We start from the raw sequence: 22,096 nt of genomic DNA on the forward strand, positions 1-22,096 counted from the left end.
GGATCAGGCTGCCCTCAGCTCCACCGTCCTGCTGCGACAGGATCAGCGGCGAAGGCCTCTCACCTCCACTCGAACCACAGCGCCTCACGGCGCACGCACGACCTTCGCCACACCGCGGCCAGCATCATGATCGCCGAGAACATCCCCGTCGCCGTCATCTCCAAGACCCTGCGGCACTCCACCATCGCCACCACGATCAACCTCTACGGCCACCTCCTCAAGGACTCCGCCGACCAAGCTGTGCTCGCTTTGGCCCGTGCGCTCGACCGGGCCGCCGCCGGGCGGAGTCCGGTCCCCGGGCCTGGTGAGGTCCTGCGGCGGGTGGCGTAGCCGCGCGCCGAAGGGCTTCCGTACCGCGGCTTGGGCGGGGTGGGGCGTCTCTGGCCGTGCCTCCGGTCAGGGACGCCCGAGCGTGGCGTCGGCAGCTGGGGCCTCGTCCTCGTCGGAGTCCGGGCGGAGCATGTCGAGGAGGTCGTGAGCTGCCCAGTCCGGGAGGGTCATCGCCGGCGGGACCGGCAGCCTGACTTCGCGCAGGAGGGATCCCTCCTTGAAGACAGCCTCGGTGATCCAGGCGAACGTGTCGTCGTCGAGGAGGTCGGGGTGGGTGGCCGCGGTGTCCGCCAGGTGCTCGGCTTCGGGGAAGACAGTGGACACCGCGGCGGGCAGGCTGCCGTTGCTCGCCGCGCGTGCGACGGCGCGGCGAGCGGCGGTCTCGTACCAGCCGGATCCCCACCATTCCCCGACGGATTCGGTGCGGGAACCGTGCAGGGTGAGCATGCGTAGGACGGCTTCGGGGCCGAGCGTCTCGTCGGCCCGCTGCCAGAGGTCGATCTCGCGGTGGACGGAGGTGAGGATGGGTGTCCAGCCCTCTTCGAAGATGTCGGCGAGGGCCTGGCCGTCGGCGAGTCGTCGGGTGGGCGCTGTGAGGGCGAGTCGTACGGCCGGCCAGTCGACGCCCTCGGGGTGGACGTGGGGCATGACGGCGCGGGTGGCGGCGATGTTGGCGCGGGCCATGGTGATGTCGTCGATCTTGAAGTGCCACTCCTCGACGTCGCTTTCGCGGCGCCAGCACCATTCGGCGATGCCGCGGGCCGCCGCCGACGGGACCGGGTCCGGGACGACCAGAGGGTAGGTGCGCAGTCCGTCGCCCAGGCGCCCGGAGAACTCCTCGCCGAGTGCTGCGATGGACTCCCGCCCGTCACCGTCGCGCCGGTGTCGGGCAATCGCGTCGTGGATGGTGTCCGCCCACAGCAGCAGGACCAGGTCGTGGCGCAGTTCCCGGGCGTCTTCGGGTACGTGGATGCGGGTGGCGTCGAGGAGTCCGGCTTCGGCGAATGCGCGGCGCGCGGCCTCGGCCTTGGCGGCCTGGGTGGGGTGGGTGCTCAGGTCGATGGTGAGGGGTTGGTCGAGTGGGCACAGTGGGGGCAGGCTGTCGTCCCAGTCCCAGTGCTCGGTCGGGTCGTCGACGGTGAGCTGGGCGTCGGCTGGGTCCCAGCTGACGCTGATGTGGAAGTTCGAGCGGGAGAACTCCCGGTAGGTGGGCCGGGGGCCTGGCTCGTCGTCCTCCTCGTCGCTCTCGTCCCAGAGTTCGTTCTCCGTCCAGCCCGCGCGCCGGAGGGGCGCGGTGAGCCTGGCGAGCAGCCGGGGGCCGGTGGTGTGCGGTGACAGGGTCTCGGACGGTGTGCTGGTCATGGGCGGCCCGTTCGGTGCGGTCGTGTGCGAGGTGCTGCGCGGTTGGCTGTCACGGGATGTCGCGGCCGGCTGCTTCCGCCTTCGCCTGCAGCTCGTGGACGATGCGCCTCCAGCGCCGCGCTCCGCTCGTGTACCAGTGGTCCTCGCCGGCAGGCCGCCAGTCGGCGAGTTCACCAAGCTGCCGGGTGATCGTCTCGATATCGAGGCGGTCGTGGCCGCCTCGGCCGGCGTCAAGGCTCTGGGCGATGTCGTGGAGCCGGTGGGCGGCGCGGTAGTAGGACAGCTGGGTGTCGGTCAGGCGGCGGATCGCGTAGCCCTGGCACTTGCTGCACCAGTCGTAGTCGTCGTTGTCGAGCAGGTCGGCGACGGTCAGCAGGTCGTCACCGGCGACAACGCCGCGTTCCCTGGAGTGCGGGCAGAACGGCGAGTGGCCCTTGCCCTGGATCCGGGGGTCGGCGTTGGTCGTGTAGACCTGCACGTCGGCGAGGACACCGAGCGGGATGCCGCTGCCGCCGCCGCGCCACCGGCCGGCGTCCGGGGCCTCGAACGGCTCGAGGTCCAGATCCTCGGCGTGGGCCAGCAGCCCCAGCCACACCGGGTGGGGAAGGGTGCGGGACCGCCCGTGGTCGTCGTACCCGCCGTCCAGCGTCCGCAGGTCCCGCACGCCGCGGGCCATGGCGAGCAGACGCAGGTTACGTTCCGCGTCCTGGTGCTCGTACGCTAGCCAGGCTGCCCGTGTGGCTCCCTGCGCCAGGCCGAGGTCCTCGCCGAAGAGCGGGTCGTGTGCACTGCGCGGGTACTGCGGCCAGAGGCTTTCCCGGTCTTCGGGCCTGGGGCCGACCTCGCGGGCCCATGGTTCGATCACGTCGGCGGGAAGGTCCGAGGCACCGGCGAGGAGGAAGCACTGCCATCCGCGCGCCAGGCGCTTCTCAAGTACCGGCAGGGGCAGGACCTCGGTACCGCCGTCCGTCGAGAAGACGATGTACAGCTCGTCCGCGGCGGTGGCGCGCATCGAACGCAGCAGACGCAGATGGTCCGCGGTGAGCGGCCGGCGCCCGCGGACCGGGGTGTCGTCGAAGATCCCGGGCCGAATCGGGCTCGCCGAGGGTGCGGGCTTGGCGGGGGTCTGCCTGTCCTGGTGGGCTTGGCAGTCGAGGCGGTGGGAGCGGGACAGGAGCCGGTCGGCGATGAGCCGGGGCACGCGCAGAGTGAGGGTGCGGCCCGCCCAGTCGGCGTTGGCGAGGTAGGTGATCAGGACGCCGGTCGTCCAGTCGTCGAGGTCGCGGAGGAAGCCACGCTCGCGCCAGGGCGGCGCGGTGTCCTCCTTGACTTCAGGCAGCCGCACGGTCACCCACCCCAGCGCGGCGGGCTCCGCGGACGCGGCCACGTCCCGGGCCTGCTCCTCCCAGGAGGCGACGAGTCCGTCGACCGCGGCGCGGGTCGCGGCATAGCCCTTCCGGTTGGGGCGGATGCCGTGGGTGGGGCCGTAGGCGAGGTAGGTACGCGCGCTGGGCCCCTCCCAGCCGCGTCCGGCCTTGTCCCGCCACTCGTGCCAGAGCGCCTTCAACTGTGTGCCGACTTCCTTGCCGGTACCGATCGCGCTGAACGCCGCTTCATCGCTGGGGAGTTCGGGTTCCTCCATGGCTGCCGCGGCGGCGGCTGCCATGAGTCCTTCGGGGTCGACGAACAGCGCCGCCTGGGCTCGCAGGACCTCGAGGTACTGCTGCTTCACGGCGAGCTTCGGCTCCGCCCACTGCGCCAGCCAGGGGAACAGGGTGACTGCGGCCTGAGCCAGGTGGAGGCTGGTAGCCGCACCGCGCCAGGTGGACAGCACGCTGTCCCGCAGACGCTTCGCCTCGTCGCGCGCCTCCCAGTCCTCTTCGGCCGGCTCTTCCTCTTCCTCGCCGTCAGCGCCTACGGTGGCGGTCGGCTCGACGGGATCGGTGCGCAGCAGGGCGGCGGCGGCCTGGATCTCGTCCTGCTCCCAGCAGTCGTCGGGGTCCGGTGCCGTGTAGCTCTGCAGCTGGTACAGCAGCCCGATACCGCCGAGCGCCCGCAGGAAGATGCCGAGCCCCGTGTTCGGCCGCGCCCACGCGCCCGACTGCGCGCAGCGTGAGCACATCCGGCCGATCGTGTCCGCGTTCAGCGGCACCTGGGTCGTCGCGATGTCGCGGCTGCGCAGCTGGGTACACGTCGTCGTGGCGTGGAGCTTGGCGCTCTTGCCCCTGGTCGAGTGGACGGTGACCGGCGTGCCCTCGAAGGGGCCGAGCGGGACGTCGGCGGTCAGTGAGTTGTCGAGCACGTAACTCCCCTATCGGTCTCGGCTTGCGAGCCTAACCGGGGGCACGGACAAGGTGACCCGGAAACCATCGTGGTGGAGCGCGGAGGATTGATATCTGCCCGGTGCTCACGCGAGGAAGCCTGCGCTCGGCATCAGAGCCGCAGGTCAGGGTTCTACTGGCAAAGGCGCTGGTCCGTCGCCGCTGCTCCAGCAGGTGGCGAAGCCTCGGGGAGCGGGCGGGCGAGGCGGGGGTACTCCAGCGTGCGGCACAGGATGGTGAACCAATCTTCGGCGAGCCGTGAGCGAGGAGGACGCCGTGACGGCCAGCCGGTCACCCTCTCCCGGGACGCCGTGTCCAGACGAGGTGACCGAACCTATCGCTGCTGCTGGGCACTGATGGGGATTGAGCGGATCTGTGTGAGCGTCGCCTCGCCGGCGCTCGCCGGCGAAACTGGGACTGCTGCCTGGTTCGCCCGTCCGGTGGACTCACCCGGCCTTCACTGTCTCCGATACGGTCAGCCCCATGACACAGACGTTCGCCGCACCCGCCGATGCTGCTGAAGCCGTCATCAGGGACGTCCTGCAGATCCGGGAAGACGCGCAGCGGCAGGCTCACGATGGCAGCCACTACGGTGGAACCTTCCAAGACGTGGAGCACACGCTCAGTGCCATGCGCGAGGATGCGATCCTGCGGTGCCTGGGGCACCTTCTGGGCGTCACGGACGATGCCTCCGTCGACAGCTATGTCGTGAACTGGGCCGCAGCGCGTGGAATGAATCTGGGTGAGACGTCGGTGCGCGTTCGGGAGTCACCGAACGCCAGCGAGCTCTACAAGCGGCGCGCACAGGCGCAACTGCTCGACGTACTTCGCGAGACGGGCACGGACGGCATGCTCAAGACCAAACTCCTGCCACTGATCGGGGAGGCGGACAAGAGCGCGTGGCGCGGAAGCAGCCGGTGGCTCGAGGAGTGGCTCGGCGACGGTACCGTGATCGCTCGGCAGCGCGGTCGCAGCACCATCTACGTACACCGCGACTACGCCACCCCGACCGTCGCTCACGACCTTCACCCGTTCGGGGATGCGGCGTCGGACTCAAGCTGACTACTAGTTAGGATTTCCGCCATGTCTGGTCTACCCTCTGCCGATAGCTCCGAACGTGCTCGCGCCCATCGCCTGGGCCGCCAGCTACGGGCGCTGCGCGAGGCGCACGGCTTGACCCGACCCGAGTTGGCCTCCGCAGCCGGTGTCCCCCTGCGCACGCTGTCCCGTCTGGAGACCGAGGGCGTGGCGCAGCCCGGACTGTTCACTGTCGCGGCGTTGGCGCGGGCTCTGGGGGTGACGGTGGACGAGTTGGTGGCGGCTTCGGGTCCGGTGCCAGGCCTGTGGTCCACGGGTTACGAGGGCCGCACGATCGACTCGTTCGTGGCGGCGCTGGTCGATGCGGGTGTGGACGCGGTGGCGGACGTGCGGCTAACGCCGATCAGCCGCAAGCCAGGGTTCAGTAAGACCCGGCTGAGTGGGGCCCTGGCCGAGGCGGACATCTCCTATCTGCACCTGCGGTCTCTGGGCAACCCGAAGGACAATCGGGCGCCGTTCTGGGACGGCCGCGTCGGCGAGGGCCTGGCGGCGTTCGCCGACGTCCTGGCGGCGGAGCCGGCCCGCCGGGAGCTGGAGGAGCTGGCCGAGTTGGCGGTCGAGCGTTCGGTGGCGGTGCTGTGCTTCGAGCAGGACGAGAGCCGCTGCCACCGCCAGGCCGTGCTGGCGGAACTGCACCAGCGTACCGCGCTGCCCGTCGCCGCCTTGGCCTGATCCGCTTCAACTCCCTTCCGAACAGGCACTCTTGCGCATTCGACACCCTGCCCGCCCAATGGTGACAGGAGTCGAACCAGGGGGGCTGGCATGCCGGCATCGGGCTGGGAACGAGCGCGCATCCTGATCACCGTCAAGACGTATCCCGACGTCTCGCACAAGTACCTGGAAACCTGCTGCGTCGCCGGCATCCGCCTGGACACCGACCCGGTACGGCACGTACGGCTGTTCCCCGTACCGCACCGGCTGCTCGACGAGGAGAAGCAGTTCGGGAAGTACTCCGTCGTCGAGGTCGATGTCCGGCGCCACCACACCGACCGGAGACCCGAGAGCCTGCGCCCAAACCTGGACACCCTCCGGGTCGTCGGCACCGTCAGCAGCCGAAACGGCTGGTCCGAGCGCCTCGACCTCGCCAGACCTTTGATCCAGCCGTCCCTGTGCGCGATCAAACGCCTCCAGGCCGCCGACGGAACCTCCCTCGGGCTGTTCCGCCCCGCGCGCATCGACTCCTTCCGCCTCGCCGACGCCACCCCGTGGAGCGCGGAGCAGCACGGCATCGTCAACCAGACCGACGTGCTGCACCCCGACCACCGGCCCCTCGAATGGGTCCCCTACGAGTTCCGCTACCGCTTCCACTGCGACGACGACGCCTGCCGAGGCCACGACATGGGCCTGCACGACTGGGAAGCCGGCCAGTCGTGGCGCAAGTTCCGCCGCACCTACCCCGCCCACCGACTCACCGACGTCCTGCACGAGCGCTGGTGGACCAGGACGGTCACGCCCGATCGGGCCACGCACTTCTTCGTCGGCAACATCGCCGCCCGCCCGAAGACGTTCATGCTCCTCGGCGTGTTCAACCCCACGATCGCCGCTCTCACCGCCCCACGCCAGGACGCGCTCTTCTGAACCCTCCCCCGGCCCCCTGGCCAGGGTCGTCAGTCGTATGTTCAGCTGCGTCACGCGGTCCGATAGGCGTGTGCGAGTGCCTTCAGGTGTGCGCAGTGTTGCTGGTGGAGGTCGATCGGTGTCTGCTGGGCCGTGTCGAGCAGCCATACTCCCTCGCGGAACCGTTCGAAGCCGATGCTCTCCCAGAGAGCAGCGATCTTCTTCTTCGCGCGCCTGCGGTCCGTGTCGGTGGTCTCGTCCCGGCCCTTCGAGTACTCGCCCATCGCCGGGTAGGTGGCAACAGCGCAGCACCCGGGAGACAGCCTGCGGATGGCCTCGGCCGCGACGACCGGTCCCAGGCCGAATCCGCGCCACTGCTTGTCGAGATAGACGCGGTCGAGGACCAGCAGGTCCCCGACCGGGCTTTCGATCTGCCGCTCAAATGCCTTGCAGTAGCCCGACTGGCCGCTCTTGACTCCGCGCAGCCGCGAGGCTCCTCTTCGCTGATTTCGATCCATCCGTACGTTCCTACGCCGGTGCCCACGTTCACTCGTTTGGGGACTCCGTTGCCAGCGGGATAGCACACCGCCAGCAGCCATTCGCGTGGTCGTCCTGGCAGATGTAGCCGATGGCGCCTTCCACGCACCATTCGGCGGCCTCCTCGGACAGCAGGTCAGGCCCAGCATTGAGCAGCCGACGGAATTCCGTGGTGTCCGCAATGTCGGTCGGGCGGTTGGTGAACCATTCGTCGAACCAGGGCTCGTCCCGGTGTATGCGCCAGTGCGCATTCTCCCGGTCGTCGACAGCTGTCAGGAACCGATCGACGATGCGTCCCCAACTCGGTGCTCCGAACCAGCCGTTGTCGAACGCGGAGAGGGACTCGATCAGGGTTCGCAGGCCGAATTCCTTCTCGTGAAGGCGGTACCTTCGCCCCCATGAGATCGCGCCCTGTGCCATCTCCGCGAGGTCTTCTCGCGGATCGGCCTCGTGCACCGGGTCGTCAGGGTTGTGGCAGGTCAGCCCGATCTCGAGCACGGACTGCCCGGTCGGTAGGACCCGAGACGGGTTGACGATCGCGAGACCGACAGCAATCCAGTCGACATGGTCGAACGACAGCATCGAGCGCACGATCCGGGTGGTTGCCGCGTTGATCCGCATCATCGTGCCGTCGTGCAGCGGGCTCTTCCCGGCATGCCAGTTCTCGACGGGTGTGTTGCGCCACAGGGCGAGCGTGATGCGGGTGGCGGCGAGCCAGAGCAGTGCGTCGTCGTCAAGGTGCCCGAAGCGGTTGGCACACTCTTGGGCGCCGTAGCGGATCAACTCTTGCGGGTTCGGTAGCGTGTGACTGTCAGACCCCTCAGGCTTAGGCACGTACTCGTAGTCGCCGGCGTACTCGTCGAGGATCTCGCTCAACTCGGCTGCGCTGTAGGCCTCGCTGTACTCGGAGCCGTCCTCGACGGTGTACCTGTCGTGGTCCCACGAGACATACACGTCGTCCCAGAGCACGACGTCGTCGCACTCGGTGGCGTTATCCGTCACAACCGGCCTGATGGTGATCGGCGCAGTTCGCCCGTCGGTTCGCTCGTCATCCTTCTTGGCCGCCCATGCGGTGATGACCCCGAGCGGCTTCGGAAGGAGAGGGCCGACCTCGGTGATGCTGAACGGCTCGTCGTCGTCGGTGTCGAACCGGCTGTTTACGAATGCGACCGCCTCGGAGGGCGTGCTGACGATGGACTGGGTACCACTCTCGTTGTCAACCACTCGCCACAACGCGCTGTTCTTCACGATGCTCTCCGATCGCGGTGAGTGCACCCGGGGCGGGTACGATGCGCCGGGTAGCTCGGCACTGACTCCAATTATGAGCTGATCAACCCGTCCGTAGTCTTGCAGGTGCTTGGCGGCGACGATGCTAGGGACGTTCTGTCGCGGGTCAGACTTTGTGGCAGGGCTCGTTTGTTGCGGGTCCTGCTGCTTGAAGAGTCGGATCGATCATGGTGAGGCCACCGGCACTGCCGCCGGAGGAGAAGGTCCGGATCGTGCTGTCGATCCTGGCCGGTGAGATGACCGCGGCGGAGGCCGCGCGGCGGGCGAAGGTGTCCGAGCAGTCGATCGGGACCTGGAAGCGCCAGTTCCTGGAGTCCGATCGGGCCGGCCTTGCGGGCAAGTCCGGCCCCAGCACCCGGGAACAGCAACTCGAATCCCAGGTCTCCGACTTGACCCAGGCGCTGGGTGAGGCCGCGGTCGAGCTGCGGGTGTGGAAGAAGTCCGCCAGGCTCGCCTACGTCGACCACCGAATCAGTGACTTCGTGATCACCGGGCTTTCCTGCTCGGCTGCCGCTGTCACCACCGTCGTAGCGGATCTCGTCGGGCCCGACGGCGGCATCCGCACCGCGTACCTGCGCTGGATCCGCGAGGACGCATCGGGCTCGCCACGACCGGAACCGCTGGCCGGGGAGTGGCGGCTGTACACGTGGGAGCCAGAGGCCCGGCCGGCGAAGCGCTCCGCATGACCTGCACGGCGGCTGGACTATCTTGGCGGGTGCGATGGAGCCCCCATTCGACAGCCGAAGGAGACTGATGGCCCGCTACGACTTGATCATGGCTGTTGCGGCGGGCAACCGCAGGCACTACGCCCTTGAGGCGGACAAAGTTCAAGGCGGCCAGGGCAATGTGCACCGCGCCCTGCACAAGGCGACCGGCATCCCGGTCGCCTTCAAGAAGCTGAACTCCCAACTTCCCTCCGCCCGGGCGCGCATGAAGCGGGAGATCGAGATCGGCGCGATGCTCACCGGGCACCCGAACGCCATGCCGGTCCTAGACCATGCCGCGGACCACAGTTGGTTCGTTATGCCCTGGGCCGAAGCCACCGCCGTCGACCGCCGCGCAGACCTCAAGAAGGACGAGGCCCTGCGAACCTTGCTGCGGGACGTGTGCGCGGCCCTGGAGGAAGCGCACTCCCATGGGTGGATTCACCGCGACATCAAGCCGGCGAACATCCTTTACCTGGAGGGCCGGTGGACCCTTGCCGACTGGGGGCTGGGGCGCCGGCCGCGGGGCCAGACCACCAATGCGGACCGAACCCGCGTCGGCCAGCCCTACGGCAGCGAGGGGTTCGCCCCACCAGAGCTGTCCGTCGATGCTCACCAAGCCGGCCCTCCAGCGGATGTCTTCAGCCTTGGGCAGCTCATCGGATGGGTCCTCACCGGACAGGATCCGAGCCCCAACATCCCCCTGATTCCCGCGGCCGGGCCGTGGCGGGGTGTCGTGAAGGCCGCTACCCAGCTGAACCCGGCTCACCGGCAGCAGACCGTCGCCGAGCTCTTGGCCGACATCGCCCACGAGACCGAGGCCCCACCGGAGCCGGCCATCGTTCGCGCCGAAGCCCTCCTGCCGGCCGTCAAGGCCGGCGATCGTGACGCGGCCTCCTCGCTCGTCAGCCTGGCTGCCCGGCACCCCGAGGACGCGGATCTGTACATCGATGTCCTGGCTCGGCTCGAGGTCGGTCTCATCGCGCCGGCGTTGCTGACCGATCCGCGAGCAGCCACCGAGATCGCCCGCGCGATGGCCGTTCTCCTCGGCAGCACCAGCCGGCACCCCGAGCGAGGCGATGTCGACTCCGTCATCATGTGGCTGTTCGACCTGGCCCGTCAGGCCGCCGACGCCGGCGAGCTCGACCTGTTGGAGGCGTGCTGCGACGGCGCCTTCGAATGGGACGGCCTCTGGGACCAGTGGCACCCTCAAGACCGGATAAGGCCCTGGCTCCAGGCAATCACCGGCGACACCGCCTCCACCGTCGCCCGATCACTGCGCCGCCACCCGGCCTGCGCGGAGCACTTCTCCAACCTGGCGGCCGACCGCAGGGTCGACTACCGCATCCGAGCAGCAGTCGCACAACCCGAGTAGCGATCGGACGAACCGGGCCGGTCTACGCCTCCAGCAAATCACCGAAATGCCCGAACACCCAGGTGTCGACCATCGACGGGTAGGCATCGATCAGATGCCTCGGCGAGGACGCACGCGGCTCCTCAATGCCGAACACCCAGAAGGAAACGATGTTGTCCCCTCGGGCCAGATCCGACACCGCCGCCCTCAGGCGCGCGGTGTGCCCGAGAATTCGAAGGGCGTCAGCATGGCACATGTCGCCCACGTTGGAGCCCTCGTGCGCGATGAAGTTGCGGGCCTCACGCGCCGCGTCGAGCACGTCGACATCCCACGAGGTGCTCTGCGCCAGCCGGTCGCCGAGATCGCGCAGCGTAGGACCTAGCATCTTGTCAGGCGGAAGAGCAATGACGGCTTCCTGGAGCGCAGCCACCGGATCCGACTCAAAGGCCTTGACCAGATTGCCTGTTCGCAGAACGAACTTGCACTTGGACTCGAAGGCGTTGGCAAGATGAAGTGCTCGGCCTGCTGACAGAAAGAGCATGTCCAGCAGCTCCGGCTGCGACGGCTTCAAGTACCCCAACGACCACCCCATGCAGTTCACGGTAGTGCGGGTGTCCATCGACTTTCCGCGGATTGATGGTCCTCGCTTCAGACAGCAGGTGATCTGCCGCCACAGCAGGCGTCATCGAGCAACCCGCAGCCGCTTCACGGTCGCCCCTGGCCGGCTCACTGGGCTGGTACCTGCGGGCGGATCACGGTCGCATACCCACCGACTGCGGACCATGGCGCGGGGGCAGCGCAGTCGGCACTCCGCCTCTCGGCAGGCTCCCCCCACGCCACGCGATGGGCGTCGTCGGGCGTGTCGGCACCCGCCCCCGGTGCAGCCTCCATGTTCGGAGGGCGATGTACCTGAAACGTCGCCACCGAGGCGGTTCAGGCTCTTAACCTGGCCAGATGGATACAGCTGTCGAGATAGTCAGCGCCCGGACGCGCACGCTCTTCTGGGAGCTCAGCGCCAGCATCGATCTGACTCCCCTGCGAGCATGCTGGACAGGTGAGGGCTTCTCTCCCGTGGAGGCCACGCAGACTCGCTCGGGAGGAGCCCGCAAGCAGGTCTTCAGCTCCTTCGCCGAAGGCGTTGACTGGACCGACGAGGGGCAGGTCCAGCGGGCCCTGCGCGCGTTCGAGGGCATGCTGGATGAGGGCACCGGCTCCTACGACTGGGACAAGACGCTGGCGAAGATCACAGCCGCGCTGACCCGGGACGGCTATCAGGTCAGCCCGACCCTCCAAATCCTGCCGGTCGGCGAGTGGCGACCCGAAGTGGCACGGCACGAAGCCAAGGCGTACGCGGAATCCCTCCGGCCTCTGCGGGGTGCCCGCAACGCGATGGAGCGGTTGGGCCTCCTGACCTCCGACATGCCTGAGGAGCGGCTGCGAGACGTGCTGCTCGTTGCCTTCAACGCCTATTTTGAAGGGCAGTCCACAGGCGAGACCCTGAACGGCAAGGGCAAGAGCGACATCCTGAACCGAGTCGGAGACCGCAACGTGTCGATCTCCGAGTGCAAGTTCTACACCGGGCCGAAGTCGGTCACCGATGCGCTGGACCAGCTGCTCAGATACACGGACAACGGCGGCCGCCGGACGTCACTGCTGATGTTCTACCGGGAGAAGGATCCGGATGCCCGGATCGCCGACAGCATCGCCGCGATCCGCTCCCACCCGCAGTGCGAGTCCTTCGACTCCAGCAGAGCCGATGAGGACCGGCATTGGGGTTTCGTTGTCCGGGGCAGCGGAGATCCGGGCAATGCTCCCCGTGCCGAGGTGGCGTTCATTCCCTTCGTCATCGCCTGACCCGCTGGTGCATGGACGGCTGCCACTCCTCCCTGGCAGGGGTGAGCCGACCGGCGGTGGTGCGGAAGTCGGGCATGCCGAGGTGACGGTGGTGTGCCGGGCGGCGAGGTCGCGCATGGCGGCGGCGAGGCTTAAGACGGGAGAGTCTCCAGACCCGCGGTCGGACGAACAGCCTGCCCACACCGGTGCGCGAGCACCCATGCCGACCCCGGAGGGCTTCACGACCGCACAGCTGGAGCTCCCGAATCAGCTGGTGGCCGCCACCTCACGCGTAGGGGTCGCGCAGTGGCCGGGGCTCTCGGATCCCCCGGGTGATCGCGTCGGGCAGGTCCGGGCCTGCGAGGTAGTAGCGGCCCTGGGCTTCGCCCTTGGCCGCAAGCCAGCCTGCACGGACGAGCTCGCGGATGTCGCGCTGGGCCTGCTGCTCACTCAGCTCGGCATCGGACTGGTAGGTGGCCCGGCGCAGGCGATTACCCATGGCTGCCGGGTAGAGGGCGTAGAGCATACGGTCGGGCCAGCCCTGCCGCTCGATCGCTTCGTCGAGGGCACCCCAGATGTCGCGGGTGGTGTTCACCTGGCGCTCGACAGTTTGGGCCTGTTGGTGGTGGGCGCGCAGGCAGAAGCGCACCCACGGGAGGGTGTCACGCTCAGGGGTCCAGACCGGACCGCCGGCCTCACCGAGGACGTCGTAGTAGCGATAGGTGTTACGGGCCCTGCCGAGCCACTCCTCGATGCTGGAGAACTCCGGCGCCATGATCCCCTCGCGAGCCAGGACCAAGGTGTGCAGCGCACGGGACATCCGGCCGTTACCATCCGACCACGGATGGATCGCCACCAGGTTCAGGTGCGCCATCGAGGCCCGCACCAGTCCGGGCGCGTCGAGGTCGCCCCTGTTGAGCCACTCCATCAGCTCGCCGGTGAGGGCCGGAACCTGCTCGGCGTCCGGCGCGGTGTAGGCGGCGATGGTCGGGTCCTCGGCCGAGGTGACGTACACCGCACCGGTGCGCCACCAGCCGGGCCGCTTGAGCAGGTGGTGGCCCTGCATCATGAAGTGCAGCGCGTTGAGCAGTTCCTTGCTGTAGGCGAAGTCCTCACCGGCCTCGGCGAGGCGCTGGATGTAGGTCATCGCCTGCCGGTAGCCCTCGATCTCGACCGCGACGGTGTCGCTCGCCTCGATCGGGGTCTCACCGACCATGATGTCCTCGACGTCCGACACGCTCGCCGCATAGCCCTCGATCGTGTTCGATCCGGCGATCGCCCGCGCGGTCAGGTTTCGCCGCAGCTGCCCCTCCCACCGACGGGGCGTGCGCAGGTGCAGGCGCAGCCGCTCCCGCATCTCCTCGATCTCCGCGAGGACAGTGAGATCGGCGTCTTCGAGTTCGGGCAGCGAATAGAGCATCCAGCCATGACACCATCATGGAATCATCACGTCAATGCAGCGCCGTGCCTACTTGGCGCCGACCAGACGCGCCTCGGACGAGTGTTCCACGGGGCCAGGTGGCTAGGAATTCACTGGCGACGCCGGCTACCACTCCATACCTAAGCCCGCGGACATCCTCGAATGCTGGGGGGTTGGTGGGCTGGAGCGGACCGTCGAGGGGAAGGGGTGCGGGTCATGGGAACCGCCCGTCAGCAGGACGGGCTCAAGGCGATCTGGGGGCTTGTACCGTCGCCCGATGTCGGCCTGGTGGCCCCCGCCGCGGCAGCGCGAACTGCCCGGTGGACGTACTCACATAAACCCGCGACCTTCGGACGCAGCACGCCGAAGGTAGCGCGCACCCAGCTCGCTAAAATTGAGCGTCAGCTTGTCAAGAAAGCTTTGGCGTCGCTATAACTTTCTCGTCGAGGTGCCCAGGCACGAAGACAGAGCCGGGCAGGTCCGGCGCCATGGCGCCCGCGGGCACCCGTGACCGCTAACGACTGTGAGGAGCTGATCCCCTTGTTGATGCGCACCGACTCCCTGCGCGGCCTACGCGACCTCGACCGGCTCACCCAGCAGCTGGTCGGCACCGCGTCCCAGCCGGCGGGGATGCCGCTGGTCGCCTACCGCGACGGAGATGTGTTCGTGCTGCGCCTGGACCTACCGGGCATCGACCCGAAGACCATCGACCTGAACGTGGAGCGCAACGTCCTGACCGTGCGCGCGGAGCGCGCGTCCGGGCTGCCGCAGGGCGCGCAGGTGCTGGCGGACGAGCGGGTGCTGGGCCGGTTCTCCCGGCAGGTGTTCCTGGGCGACGCATTGGACACCGACCGGATCGAGGCCGACTACGACCAGGGCGTGCTGAGCGTGCGCGTGCCGATCAGCGAGAAGGCCCGCCCCCGCAAGATCGCCATCACGGCGAAAGGCGAACGCGAGGCCATCTCCGCCTGACCGCGGCGATGCGGCTTCGATGTCCGTTCCCCGCTCCTGCCACACCGACCGGCCGCCGGGCCCTGCCTGGCTTCGCTCGGCGACGCCGGCGAGTGCCCGTGGGCGCGGCCCGGCCTATCCGTGCTGGCCCGGACCTCTCTCCTTCGGTCCGGACTCGCGCGGCGGGCCGCGAGCGGGCCGGCCGGCGCGGTCTTCCGCGGGCCTCCCCGCCCCGGGCGCGGTCGCGTTCGCGGCCGCGGGCGCGGGCGCGCACGGTTGACCCATGGGCATCGTGGTTCTGCTCGAACTGGTAGAGCCGCTGGACGCTCTCATCCTGGGGACTGGGGGCAGTCCGGTCGACGCCCTGTCGGTGCGGCGGGTCCATGCCGCACCCTCGGATCCGGATGCACCCGGCGGCCTGGGGGCGCTGACCGTGTGCGAAATGGACACCGCGGCCATGGTGGTCGACCGGTGGAGTCCGCAGCGGCCGGGGCAGGGGTGGTATCCACCGCGCTGGGCCGGGTACCTGTGCCTGACCTGTGACGCCGCCACCCGTGCCTTCTGATCCAGCAGTGGGGCGGGCCGGCGCGGGCCTATCGGCCCCCCGAAGGTCGGTCGCTGTGCTGCCGGGTGGTGTCGAGGGCGTCGCGCAGGGCGGGCAGGTCCGTGATGGCGGCCTGTTCGGCGAAGCGGGCCAGCAGCCGGCGCAGAACCCGCTCGTCCTGGTCGCGCACCGCCTCGGCGATGGCCACCATCAGCGCCGCCTGGGCATGGGGTCTGGGGTGCGCTCCTGCCGCGCGGCCTGCGGCCCTTCCACCGCTCGCCTCCCGTCTACTCGTGATCCCGGGCCGCCGGACGCGGCGTTCCTTGTCCGGGTGCGGCTGCGGCGACCGGCCGCCCCGCCTCGTGCGGGGCGAAGACTACCTCCCCGACCGGTACCGAAAAATCTGTGCCCGCCGGAGTAGACATTGCCGCGCACCGTGGTTAGTGTTTCTCTCGTAGACGAGATCAAGCGGTACCCGCCAGACACGAACTGGCGGGCAGCAGTTCAGAAGTTCGCAGGTCGGCACGGTTGCAGGGTCCTGAAGCCAGGGATGGTGCAGTAAGGCGACGGGACCGGTGGCCGGGCAGGGCGGCCCGCAGGTATCAGGGGCCGCTACCCAGCGGTACCGCAGTTCAGCAAGGGCAGTACGCAGTACCCAGCAGTTGAGCAGGACGCAGGACACGCCGGGCAGGTGGGCGTGAAGAAGGCGGCGCGGTAGCGGAGTCCCGGAGCCACAGCAGGTGCAGAACGGTGACGGGACTGGCGACCGGGCCAGGTGGCCGGCAGGCATCAGGGGCCACCACTGAGCGGTACCGCAGTTCAGCAAGTGCACTACTCGTAGGTGAAGTTGAGTTCGCAGTACCGGCAGTCGCAGTACGCGGTATCCCGGTGAAGGCGCCCAGACTGCGGGCGCGCGCACCAGGAGTCCGGCAGTGGGGTTCCACGCCGAGCAGGACGGGCGACGGGGCTGGCTGCTGGAGTCGGCGGGACCGCCAGGGACCGCCGCAGCAGTACCGGGTAGTTGGCACTACCACGCAGTTCGCAGTACCGCAGTACCCGTGTGAGCAGTACCGAGCAGGTCGTATCACCACGCAGTTGGAAGTACCGAAGTTCGCAGTAACCGGCCCGTACAGAGGATGAATGGAGGGACAGCGCGCCATCAGGATCGCCCGGCCCGTGAGGAACCAGCCCGGGCGGACTCCGTAGACCCCAAGGCAAGGACGGTGGTTTCCGGTCACGCATACGCGATCCCCGCACGCCCCCTCCCCCGGGGCCGTGCGGACACAAGGAACCCGGCCCCAGAGCCGGTAGATGGTGTAAAACCCTTCGGGGCCCCGGGAGCCACTATGGCCCCGGGGCCCCTCAGCGCGTCCCCGGACACAACAACAAGAAGAGGTGCAGTGACCACGACAGCCATCCGACCGCATACCCCCGACTCCCTCGACGACGACGACTACCCCGCCTACACCATGGGCCGCGCCGCCGAGATGACCGGCACCACCCCCGGCTTCCTACGCGCCCTCGGCGACCAGGGCCTCATCACACCCCTGCGCTCGGAGGGCGGCCACCGCCGCTTCTCCCGCTACCAGCTACGGATCGCCATGCGCGCCCGCGACCTCGTCGACCAGGGCACCCCCGTCGACGCCGCCTGCCGCATCATCATCCTCGAGGACCAACTCGAAGAAGCCCTGCGCATCAACGAACAGCTCCGCCGCGACGCCGGACAGGAACCCGCAGCCGACACCTGACCCACCCACCAGGCCGACGAGACCGGCCCGCGGTGAGCGACACCGTGCTCACCGCAGGCCGCCCCGGACACCAGCCCTCCGACCCCCGGCCTGCCACTCCCACCCGCACGGCCCGCCTCACCGGCGCAGGCTGGTTCCACGCCGCCCGGTAGGACAGCTCTCCTCCCCGCCGGAATTCACTTCCGGGTCGTTCATCCACTACCGTTCTGCCCGGGTCATGACGCGTGCCCCGCGGCGTGGGCCCGATGGCCTACTTCTCGTTGGCCGTACCGGGCCCGCGCTCCCACTGCGCCCGATGGGCCGGCACCCGGGGACCGGATCGCCCAGGCCGTGTTCAGCATGTGGCCATGTGGCCCTGCCCTGTCTTGCCCGCACCGGACCTTCCTGTCGGCGGTCCGCCTTGCGCTGAGCGGGTGGTCCGCGGCGTCACCCAGTCGCTACGGTACGGGTGCGCCCCAGCACGCGGGCCGTCAGGTCAGCCGCCCGCAACGCGAGCGCACCCCGGCCCGCGCAGACCGGAGCCGCAAGGAGCACCTCGTGGCCGTCCCTGCGGAGTTCGATCATCCGTTTGCCTTCGACATCCGCCTGCGAACGGGAACGGACGGCCGCGTGCTCGACGCGGTGGGCGAACTCGACCACGACACCGGCCCTCTGTTCAACGCCGCCGTGGACAGCGCCCTGGACACGTCTTCCGTGCTCCGGGAACTGGTGATCGACATGTCCCGGGTGGCGTTCTGCGACTCCTGCGGACTCAACGCGCTCATCCGTGCCCACCTGAAAGCCCGCGAAACGGGCATGGAACTCCACCTGCTGAACCCGACCGGTCCTGTAGCGGCCCTGCTGCGGCGTACCGGAGTGAACCACGTGCTTCGGGTGAGCCCCGACCCCGCGGAGGCCCGTTCCGCGCAGGAGGATTCCAGGATCCTGTGATGCCCCGCCGTCCAGGTGGGTCCACAGCCTGGACGGCGGGGGGCCTACCGGGGGGCGAGGGGACGGGTCGAGAGCGGAGGCGGAGCGTCCCCAGGCGGATGCAGCGACTGCCGGCGGGCGGGTTCAGAGGGTGAGCAGGCCGATGGCGTGGCCGTCGTGGTCGACGACCGGCCACACGGCCAGGCCTCGGGCGCGCATGGCGGCTGCCGCGGTGGCAGCGGACATGTCGGGGGTGGCGAACGGCGCCCGGTCGAGGACGATGTCGCCTACCGGGGTCCGCTCGGTGGTCCGGGAGTGGGCCTGGAACGGGGCGAGGTGCCGCCGGGTCAGGAGGCCGGCGCAGCGGCCGTCGTCGTCGCGGACCAGGAGATGGTCGGCGCCGGAGCCGTGCAGGATGTGGATCGCCACGTCGAGCATGACGTCGTCGCTGATCTGGAGCTCGGGGTAGGTCATGAGGTCGCGGACCGTGGCGGTAGTGGCGGTGCGGTCCAGGGTGAGGGTCATCGGCGGACTCCTTTGGTGTCGTTTCCGCCGGGGCCGGCGGCGGTCGGGGCACTGACGACGGTAGGACGGCGGGCGGGGGTCCGCCGGGGAGCGGGCCCGGACCGTGGGCACGGTCCGGGCCCGCGCTTGATTTCTAGGCGGCGAGGGCGACGCGGCGGGGTGCCCGGCGGCGGCCGGAGGAGCCCTGGCCCTCGCGGCCCACGACGGTGGCGCGGGTGTCGGCTCCCGCGTAGGCGGGGCGGCTGCGGCGGTTGCGGCTCGTGGACGCGCTGCGGCGGGGGCGTTCGACGACGGGGGCGGCGATCACGGTGGGGATGCCGGTGGGCGTGCGGGCGCCGGTGATGCGGGCAAGGTCCTCGTCGCCGGCGCTGACGCGGGTGGTGACGGGGGTGATGGCGGCCGTGGTCATCATGCGGGCCATCTCGCGGCGCTGGTTGGGCAGCACGAGGGTGACGACGGTGCCGGACTCCCCCGCGCGGGCGGTGCGTCCGCCGCGGTGCAGGTAGTCCTTGTGGTCGCTGGGCGGGTCGAGGTTGACGACGAGGTCGAGCCCGTCGACGTGGATGCCGCGCGCGGCGACGTTGGTGGCGATCAGCGCCGTCACCTGGCCGTTGCGGAACTGCTCCAGGGTGCGGGTGCGCTGGGGCTGGGACTTGCCGCCGTGCAGGGCCGCGGCCTTCACCCCGTTGGCGAGCAGGTCGTCCACCAGGCGGTCCGCGCCGTGCTTGGTGTCGATGAACATGATCACCCCGCCGTCGCGGGAGGCGATGTGCGCGATCGTGGCGTTCTTGTCGAAGTTCTGCACGTGCAGCACGTGGTGCTCCATCGTGCTGACCGCACCCGCCGACGGGTCCACCGAGTGCGTGACCGGATCCTTCAGGAAGCGCCGCACCAGGCGGTCGACGTTACGGTCCAGGGTCGCCGAGAACAGCATCGTCTGGCCGCCCTCGGCGACCTGCTCCAGCAGCTCGGTGACCTGCGGCAGGAAGCCCATGTCGGCCATCTGGTCGGCCTCGTCGAGCACCGTGATGCCGACCCCGTCCAGCTGGCAGTCGCCGCGCTGGATCAGGTCCTTGAGCCGGCCGGGGGTGGCCACCACGACCTCCGCGCCCCGGTTCAGCGTCTGGGCCTGGCGTCCGATCGACATTCCGCCCACCACCGTCGCCATCCGCAGCCGCACCGCGTGGGCGAACGGCGTCAGCGCGTCGGTCACCTGCTGCGCCAGCTCCCGGGTGGGAACCAGCACCAGCGCCAGCGGCCGGCGCGGCTCGGCCTTCTGCCCGGCGGTGCGGGCCAGCACGGCGAGGCCGAACGCGATGGTCTTGCCGGAGCCGGTACGCCCACGGCCGAGCACGTCGCGGCCGGCCAGCGAGTTCGGCAGCGTGGCGGCCTGGATCGGGAACGGCGTGGTGACGCCCTGCCGGGTCAGCACCGACAGCAGTGCCTTCGGCATGTCCAGTTCGTCGAACGCCTCGACGGCCGGCAGCGCCGGGGTGGTGCTCACCGGCATCGCGAACTCCCCCTGCACGGACGAGCCCTGACGGAAGCTCCGGCCGCCGGCGGGCCGGTCGCCGTAGAAGGAGCTGCCTCCGGAGCGGGATCCGTAGGAGCGGGCGGAGGCCGAGGAGCGGGAGTTGGTGTTCTGGTACGGGGAGCGACTGGAGCGGTTCATGCGAAACCTTCCTGGGTCGGCACGTCGCGAGGAGGCTCCGCAGCGCGGGGCGCCGGCAGGAGATCTCGAGGGAACGGGCCGAAAGTGTGGTGCGGGGCGTGGACGGTGAAACCGTGCGGCACGTCACCTCAGGTCGGCGCTCACCGCGCGGGGCGGGAGCGAGGAACCTCGAACCGTGAGCTGTCACGGCAGGGCGGCGATCCGGACGCGGCGCTGTTCGTCTCGCGTGGGGATGGCCGCCGGTGGCGGAGCCAGGGGCCTGAACGGCCGGGGATGCGCGTCGTGGCGCAATGCCGAGGGGCCCGCACCGGGCATCAAGTACGCGGTGCGGGCCCCTCGCTACCAGGCGGGTGCCGTGGCAGAAAAACTACAGCGGACGAATGTTCTCGGCCTGCGGGCCCTTCTGGCCCTGCGTGACGTCGAACTCGACCTTCTGGCCCTCGAGCAGCTCACGGAAGCCGTTGGCGTTGATGTTCGAGTAGTGGGCGAACACGTCAGGACCGCCACCCTCCTGCTCGATGAAGCCGAAGCCCTTTTCCGCGTTGAACCACTTCACAGTGCCATTAGCCATAAAGAAATCTCCTTCAAGGGGCTGCCCGAAGCCCGCACAGCGCGCGCTTCGAGTCGCCGCGATGAGCACCCACCCGGGGAAGAGCCGGGAAACAAAAAGGCGCCTGCGAAACATCAGCAGGCGCACACAAAGTTCATGGGAACCACTACTGCAACTAAGGACACTCTAGCAGGCCCGGGCCCATCACGGGCGGACATTCCGTCCCCGGTTCTGCGGCGCCTCGCGCCGGGCGCCGCCGACCACGAGACCGCAGGACCGTCAACACGCCTGATTGGCAGCCTGGTCGGGCGCCAGCTGCAGCGCCTTCGGAGCCCGCTGCCCGGCTTACCCGGACGGGCGGGTCGCACAGGCCCTGAGCCGCCCGCCCTGCCACGCCGGCCCCGCACCGCGCCCACCGGCGCGACCGGTGATCATTGCGGGCGGCGTGCGCGAAATTCTTGCCGCAGCTGCGAAATCGAATACGCCGGAAAAGGCCCGCTCCCGCGATTTTCGGCGCATACTGCAGGGGATGACGAAATCTGTAGCAGTTCGCCGTGTCCTGCCCACCAGCCCCTTCAAGGCCCGGATCGAGGCGCCGCGCAAGCATTTCGCCGTCGGCGACCGCGTCACCCACGACACGTACGGCCTCGGCCGGGCCGTCGGGGTCGAAGGCGACAGCGACATCGCGGTACTCGTCGACTTCGGATCGCGGCGGGAACGCATCACCCAGCCCTACACCGCGATGTTCAAACTCTGACCCAGGACGCACGCGGCTCCCAGCCGGGAACACCGCAGCGCACAGGGTGCATCCCCTGGACGGCGCGCCGTCCAGGAGACGCACACCCCGGCCGGGCCGAACGGCGCCCACCGATCCGGTCCGGAGCCTCACCTGCAGTGGCCGGAAAGACACGTGGCGAGCCGCCCTTGGCAACCGACAGCGGGCCGGGCAGGCGATAAACTCCGCGCGTGGATGACAAACACCTGTTTGAGTCCGTCTGCGCAGTGCTCTCCCTCCGAGGGTTCGAGCCAGCACCGCACCAGGCCGCCGGGCTCTCCGCCCAGCAGCGTCCAGGGACCGGCCTGGTGCTGGCATGGAGTCCCGGCCAGGACCTGATCGGCCCCACCCTCCAGGCCTGTCCGCATCCCGCCGACGCCGCCGGGCGCACCGAGTTCCGCGGCATCCGCAACGCACTCGTACTCGCCCTGTCGGAGATCCTCGGCGCCTCGGGCTTCACCGTCACCACCCTCGGAACCGACCTCCTCGTCACCGCCGGACCACACGATCCAGGCGATGCCCCAGCCCTCACGACTGCTCCCTTCTGCCCCGCACCGCGGCGCAGCCGACCGGCACGTCAGGGCGCCGCCGCGTAGCCCCCGGCCGCGCGGCGGGCGCG

At 69.5% G+C, this 22,096-nt stretch carries 23 protein-coding genes; 13 read left to right on the forward strand and 10 right to left on the reverse strand.

Annotation, left to right across the window (positions count from 1 at the left end; translation table 11 throughout):
• On the forward strand, nucleotides 1-330 hold a 330-nt coding region (locus ACIQIB_RS35145; protein WP_400762984.1), incomplete at its 5' end, for a tyrosine-type recombinase/integrase.
• A 66-nt stretch (nucleotides 331-396) separates the two neighbouring features.
• Here the strand turns inward: ACIQIB_RS35145 and ACIQIB_RS35150 are convergent.
• Together ACIQIB_RS35150 and ACIQIB_RS35155 are read right to left on the reverse strand one after the other, a co-directional pair.
• Nucleotides 397-1,692, reverse strand: a complete 1,296-nt coding sequence (locus tag ACIQIB_RS35150) for a hypothetical protein (protein ID WP_400762986.1) — start codon at nucleotides 1,690-1,692, stop codon at nucleotides 397-399.
• Nucleotides 1,693-1,741: 49 nt separating this feature from the next.
• Nucleotides 1,742-3,994, reverse strand: coding sequence for a hypothetical protein (locus ACIQIB_RS35155; protein WP_400762987.1), 2,253 nt, complete (start codon nucleotides 3,992-3,994; stop codon nucleotides 1,742-1,744).
• A gap of 502 nt (nucleotides 3,995-4,496) precedes the next feature.
• Between ACIQIB_RS35155 and ACIQIB_RS35160 the strand changes: the two genes are divergently transcribed.
• From ACIQIB_RS35160 to ACIQIB_RS35170, 3 genes are all read left to right on the forward strand, one after another.
• Nucleotides 4,497-5,075, forward strand: a complete 579-nt coding sequence (locus tag ACIQIB_RS35160) for a hypothetical protein (RefSeq protein WP_400762989.1) — start codon at nucleotides 4,497-4,499, stop codon at nucleotides 5,073-5,075.
• Between the two features lie 21 nt (nucleotides 5,076-5,096).
• The gene (locus ACIQIB_RS35165) at nucleotides 5,097-5,783 is read left to right on the forward strand and encodes a DUF488 family protein (protein ID WP_400762990.1); all 687 of its coding nucleotides are present in this window, start codon (nucleotides 5,097-5,099) and stop codon (nucleotides 5,781-5,783) included.
• A gap of 90 nt (nucleotides 5,784-5,873) precedes the next feature.
• A complete protein-coding gene (locus ACIQIB_RS35170) occupies nucleotides 5,874-6,689 on the forward strand; it encodes a hypothetical protein (protein ID WP_400762992.1) in 816 nt (271 codons plus the stop codon).
• A gap of 50 nt (nucleotides 6,690-6,739) precedes the next feature.
• On the opposite strand, the gene ACIQIB_RS35175 is transcribed toward ACIQIB_RS35170, so the two are convergent.
• Complete coding sequence (locus ACIQIB_RS35175; RefSeq protein WP_400762993.1) at nucleotides 6,740-7,186, reverse strand: hypothetical protein; 447 nt, start codon at nucleotides 7,184-7,186, stop codon at nucleotides 6,740-6,742.
• Nucleotides 7,187-7,214: 28 nt separating this feature from the next.
• Nucleotides 7,215-8,453 carry a hypothetical protein gene (locus ACIQIB_RS35180; RefSeq protein ID WP_400762995.1) on the reverse strand — a complete coding sequence of 413 codons (1,239 nt, stop codon included), beginning with the start codon at nucleotides 8,451-8,453 and terminating at the stop codon, nucleotides 7,215-7,217.
• A gap of 206 nt (nucleotides 8,454-8,659) precedes the next feature.
• Between ACIQIB_RS35180 and ACIQIB_RS35185 the strand changes: the two genes are divergently transcribed.
• Complete coding sequence (locus tag ACIQIB_RS35185; RefSeq protein WP_400762997.1) at nucleotides 8,660-9,178, forward strand: transposase; 519 nt, start codon at nucleotides 8,660-8,662, stop codon at nucleotides 9,176-9,178.
• A gap of 67 nt (nucleotides 9,179-9,245) precedes the next feature.
• A complete protein-coding gene (locus ACIQIB_RS35190) occupies nucleotides 9,246-10,571 on the forward strand; it encodes a serine/threonine-protein kinase (RefSeq protein WP_400762999.1) in 1,326 nt (441 codons plus the stop codon).
• A gap of 22 nt (nucleotides 10,572-10,593) precedes the next feature.
• Here the strand turns inward: ACIQIB_RS35190 and ACIQIB_RS35195 are convergent, their stop codons facing one another.
• Nucleotides 10,594-11,169 carry a hypothetical protein gene (locus ACIQIB_RS35195; RefSeq protein WP_400763001.1) on the reverse strand — a complete coding sequence of 192 codons (576 nt, stop codon included), beginning with the start codon at nucleotides 11,167-11,169 and terminating at the stop codon, nucleotides 10,594-10,596.
• A 335-nt stretch (nucleotides 11,170-11,504) separates the two neighbouring features.
• On the opposite strand from ACIQIB_RS35195, the gene ACIQIB_RS35200 reads away from it, so the two are divergent.
• Nucleotides 11,505-12,404, forward strand: a complete 900-nt coding sequence (locus ACIQIB_RS35200; RefSeq protein ID WP_400763003.1) for a hypothetical protein — start codon at nucleotides 11,505-11,507, stop codon at nucleotides 12,402-12,404.
• Between the two features lie 265 nt (nucleotides 12,405-12,669).
• On the opposite strand, the gene ACIQIB_RS35205 is transcribed toward ACIQIB_RS35200, so the two are convergent.
• A complete protein-coding gene (locus ACIQIB_RS35205; RefSeq protein ID WP_400763005.1) occupies nucleotides 12,670-13,803 on the reverse strand; it encodes a Fic family protein in 1,134 nt (377 codons plus the stop codon).
• 546 nt (nucleotides 13,804-14,349) lie between these two features.
• Here ACIQIB_RS35205 and ACIQIB_RS35210 point away from each other — a divergent pair.
• Both ACIQIB_RS35210 and ACIQIB_RS35215 read left to right on the forward strand, forming a co-directional pair.
• A complete protein-coding gene (locus ACIQIB_RS35210; protein WP_400763007.1) occupies nucleotides 14,350-14,775 on the forward strand; it encodes an Hsp20/alpha crystallin family protein in 426 nt (141 codons plus the stop codon).
• 262 nt (nucleotides 14,776-15,037) lie between these two features.
• Entirely contained in the window at nucleotides 15,038-15,319 is a 282-nt protein-coding gene (locus ACIQIB_RS35215; RefSeq protein WP_400763009.1) for a hypothetical protein, read from the forward strand.
• Nucleotides 15,320-15,347: 28 nt separating this feature from the next.
• On the opposite strand, the gene ACIQIB_RS35220 is transcribed toward ACIQIB_RS35215, so the two are convergent.
• Nucleotides 15,348-15,509, reverse strand: coding sequence for a hypothetical protein (locus ACIQIB_RS35220; RefSeq protein WP_400763011.1), 162 nt, complete (start codon nucleotides 15,507-15,509; stop codon nucleotides 15,348-15,350).
• Nucleotides 15,510-16,767: 1,258 nt separating this feature from the next.
• Between ACIQIB_RS35220 and ACIQIB_RS35225 the strand changes: the two genes are divergently transcribed.
• Both ACIQIB_RS35225 and ACIQIB_RS35230 read left to right on the forward strand, forming a co-directional pair.
• Nucleotides 16,768-17,046, forward strand: a complete 279-nt coding sequence (locus tag ACIQIB_RS35225) for a MerR family transcriptional regulator (protein WP_400763061.1) — start codon at nucleotides 16,768-16,770, stop codon at nucleotides 17,044-17,046.
• 537 nt (nucleotides 17,047-17,583) lie between these two features.
• Complete coding sequence (locus ACIQIB_RS35230) at nucleotides 17,584-17,976, forward strand: STAS domain-containing protein (protein WP_400763013.1); 393 nt, start codon at nucleotides 17,584-17,586, stop codon at nucleotides 17,974-17,976.
• A 123-nt stretch (nucleotides 17,977-18,099) separates the two neighbouring features.
• Here the strand turns inward: ACIQIB_RS35230 and ACIQIB_RS35235 are convergent, their stop codons facing one another.
• The 3 genes from ACIQIB_RS35235 to ACIQIB_RS35245 form a co-directional block, all read right to left on the reverse strand.
• On the reverse strand, nucleotides 18,100-18,480 hold the full coding sequence (locus ACIQIB_RS35235) for a CBS domain-containing protein (protein ID WP_400763015.1): 381 nt from the start codon (nucleotides 18,478-18,480) through the stop codon (nucleotides 18,100-18,102).
• 133 nt (nucleotides 18,481-18,613) lie between these two features.
• Nucleotides 18,614-20,152 (reverse strand): DEAD/DEAH box helicase, encoded by a 1,539-nt coding sequence (locus tag ACIQIB_RS35240; RefSeq protein WP_400763017.1) that lies wholly within the window; start codon nucleotides 20,150-20,152, stop codon nucleotides 18,614-18,616.
• Between the two features lie 367 nt (nucleotides 20,153-20,519).
• Nucleotides 20,520-20,723 (reverse strand): cold-shock protein, encoded by a 204-nt coding sequence (locus tag ACIQIB_RS35245; protein ID WP_030918248.1) that lies wholly within the window; start codon nucleotides 20,721-20,723, stop codon nucleotides 20,520-20,522.
• Between the two features lie 508 nt (nucleotides 20,724-21,231).
• Between ACIQIB_RS35245 and ACIQIB_RS35250 the strand changes: the two genes are divergently transcribed.
• Both ACIQIB_RS35250 and ACIQIB_RS35255 read left to right on the forward strand, forming a co-directional pair.
• A complete protein-coding gene (locus tag ACIQIB_RS35250) occupies nucleotides 21,232-21,459 on the forward strand; it encodes a hypothetical protein (RefSeq protein WP_033824931.1) in 228 nt (75 codons plus the stop codon).
• Between the two features lie 209 nt (nucleotides 21,460-21,668).
• The gene (locus ACIQIB_RS35255) at nucleotides 21,669-22,073 is read left to right on the forward strand and encodes a hypothetical protein (protein ID WP_400763018.1); all 405 of its coding nucleotides are present in this window, start codon (nucleotides 21,669-21,671) and stop codon (nucleotides 22,071-22,073) included.
• The last annotated feature ends 23 nt before the right edge of the window (nucleotides 22,074-22,096 follow it).

The sequence above is a fragment of the Kitasatospora sp. NPDC092286 genome (assembly GCF_044755565.1).
GTDB lineage: Bacteria > Actinomycetota > Actinomycetes > Streptomycetales > Streptomycetaceae > Kitasatospora.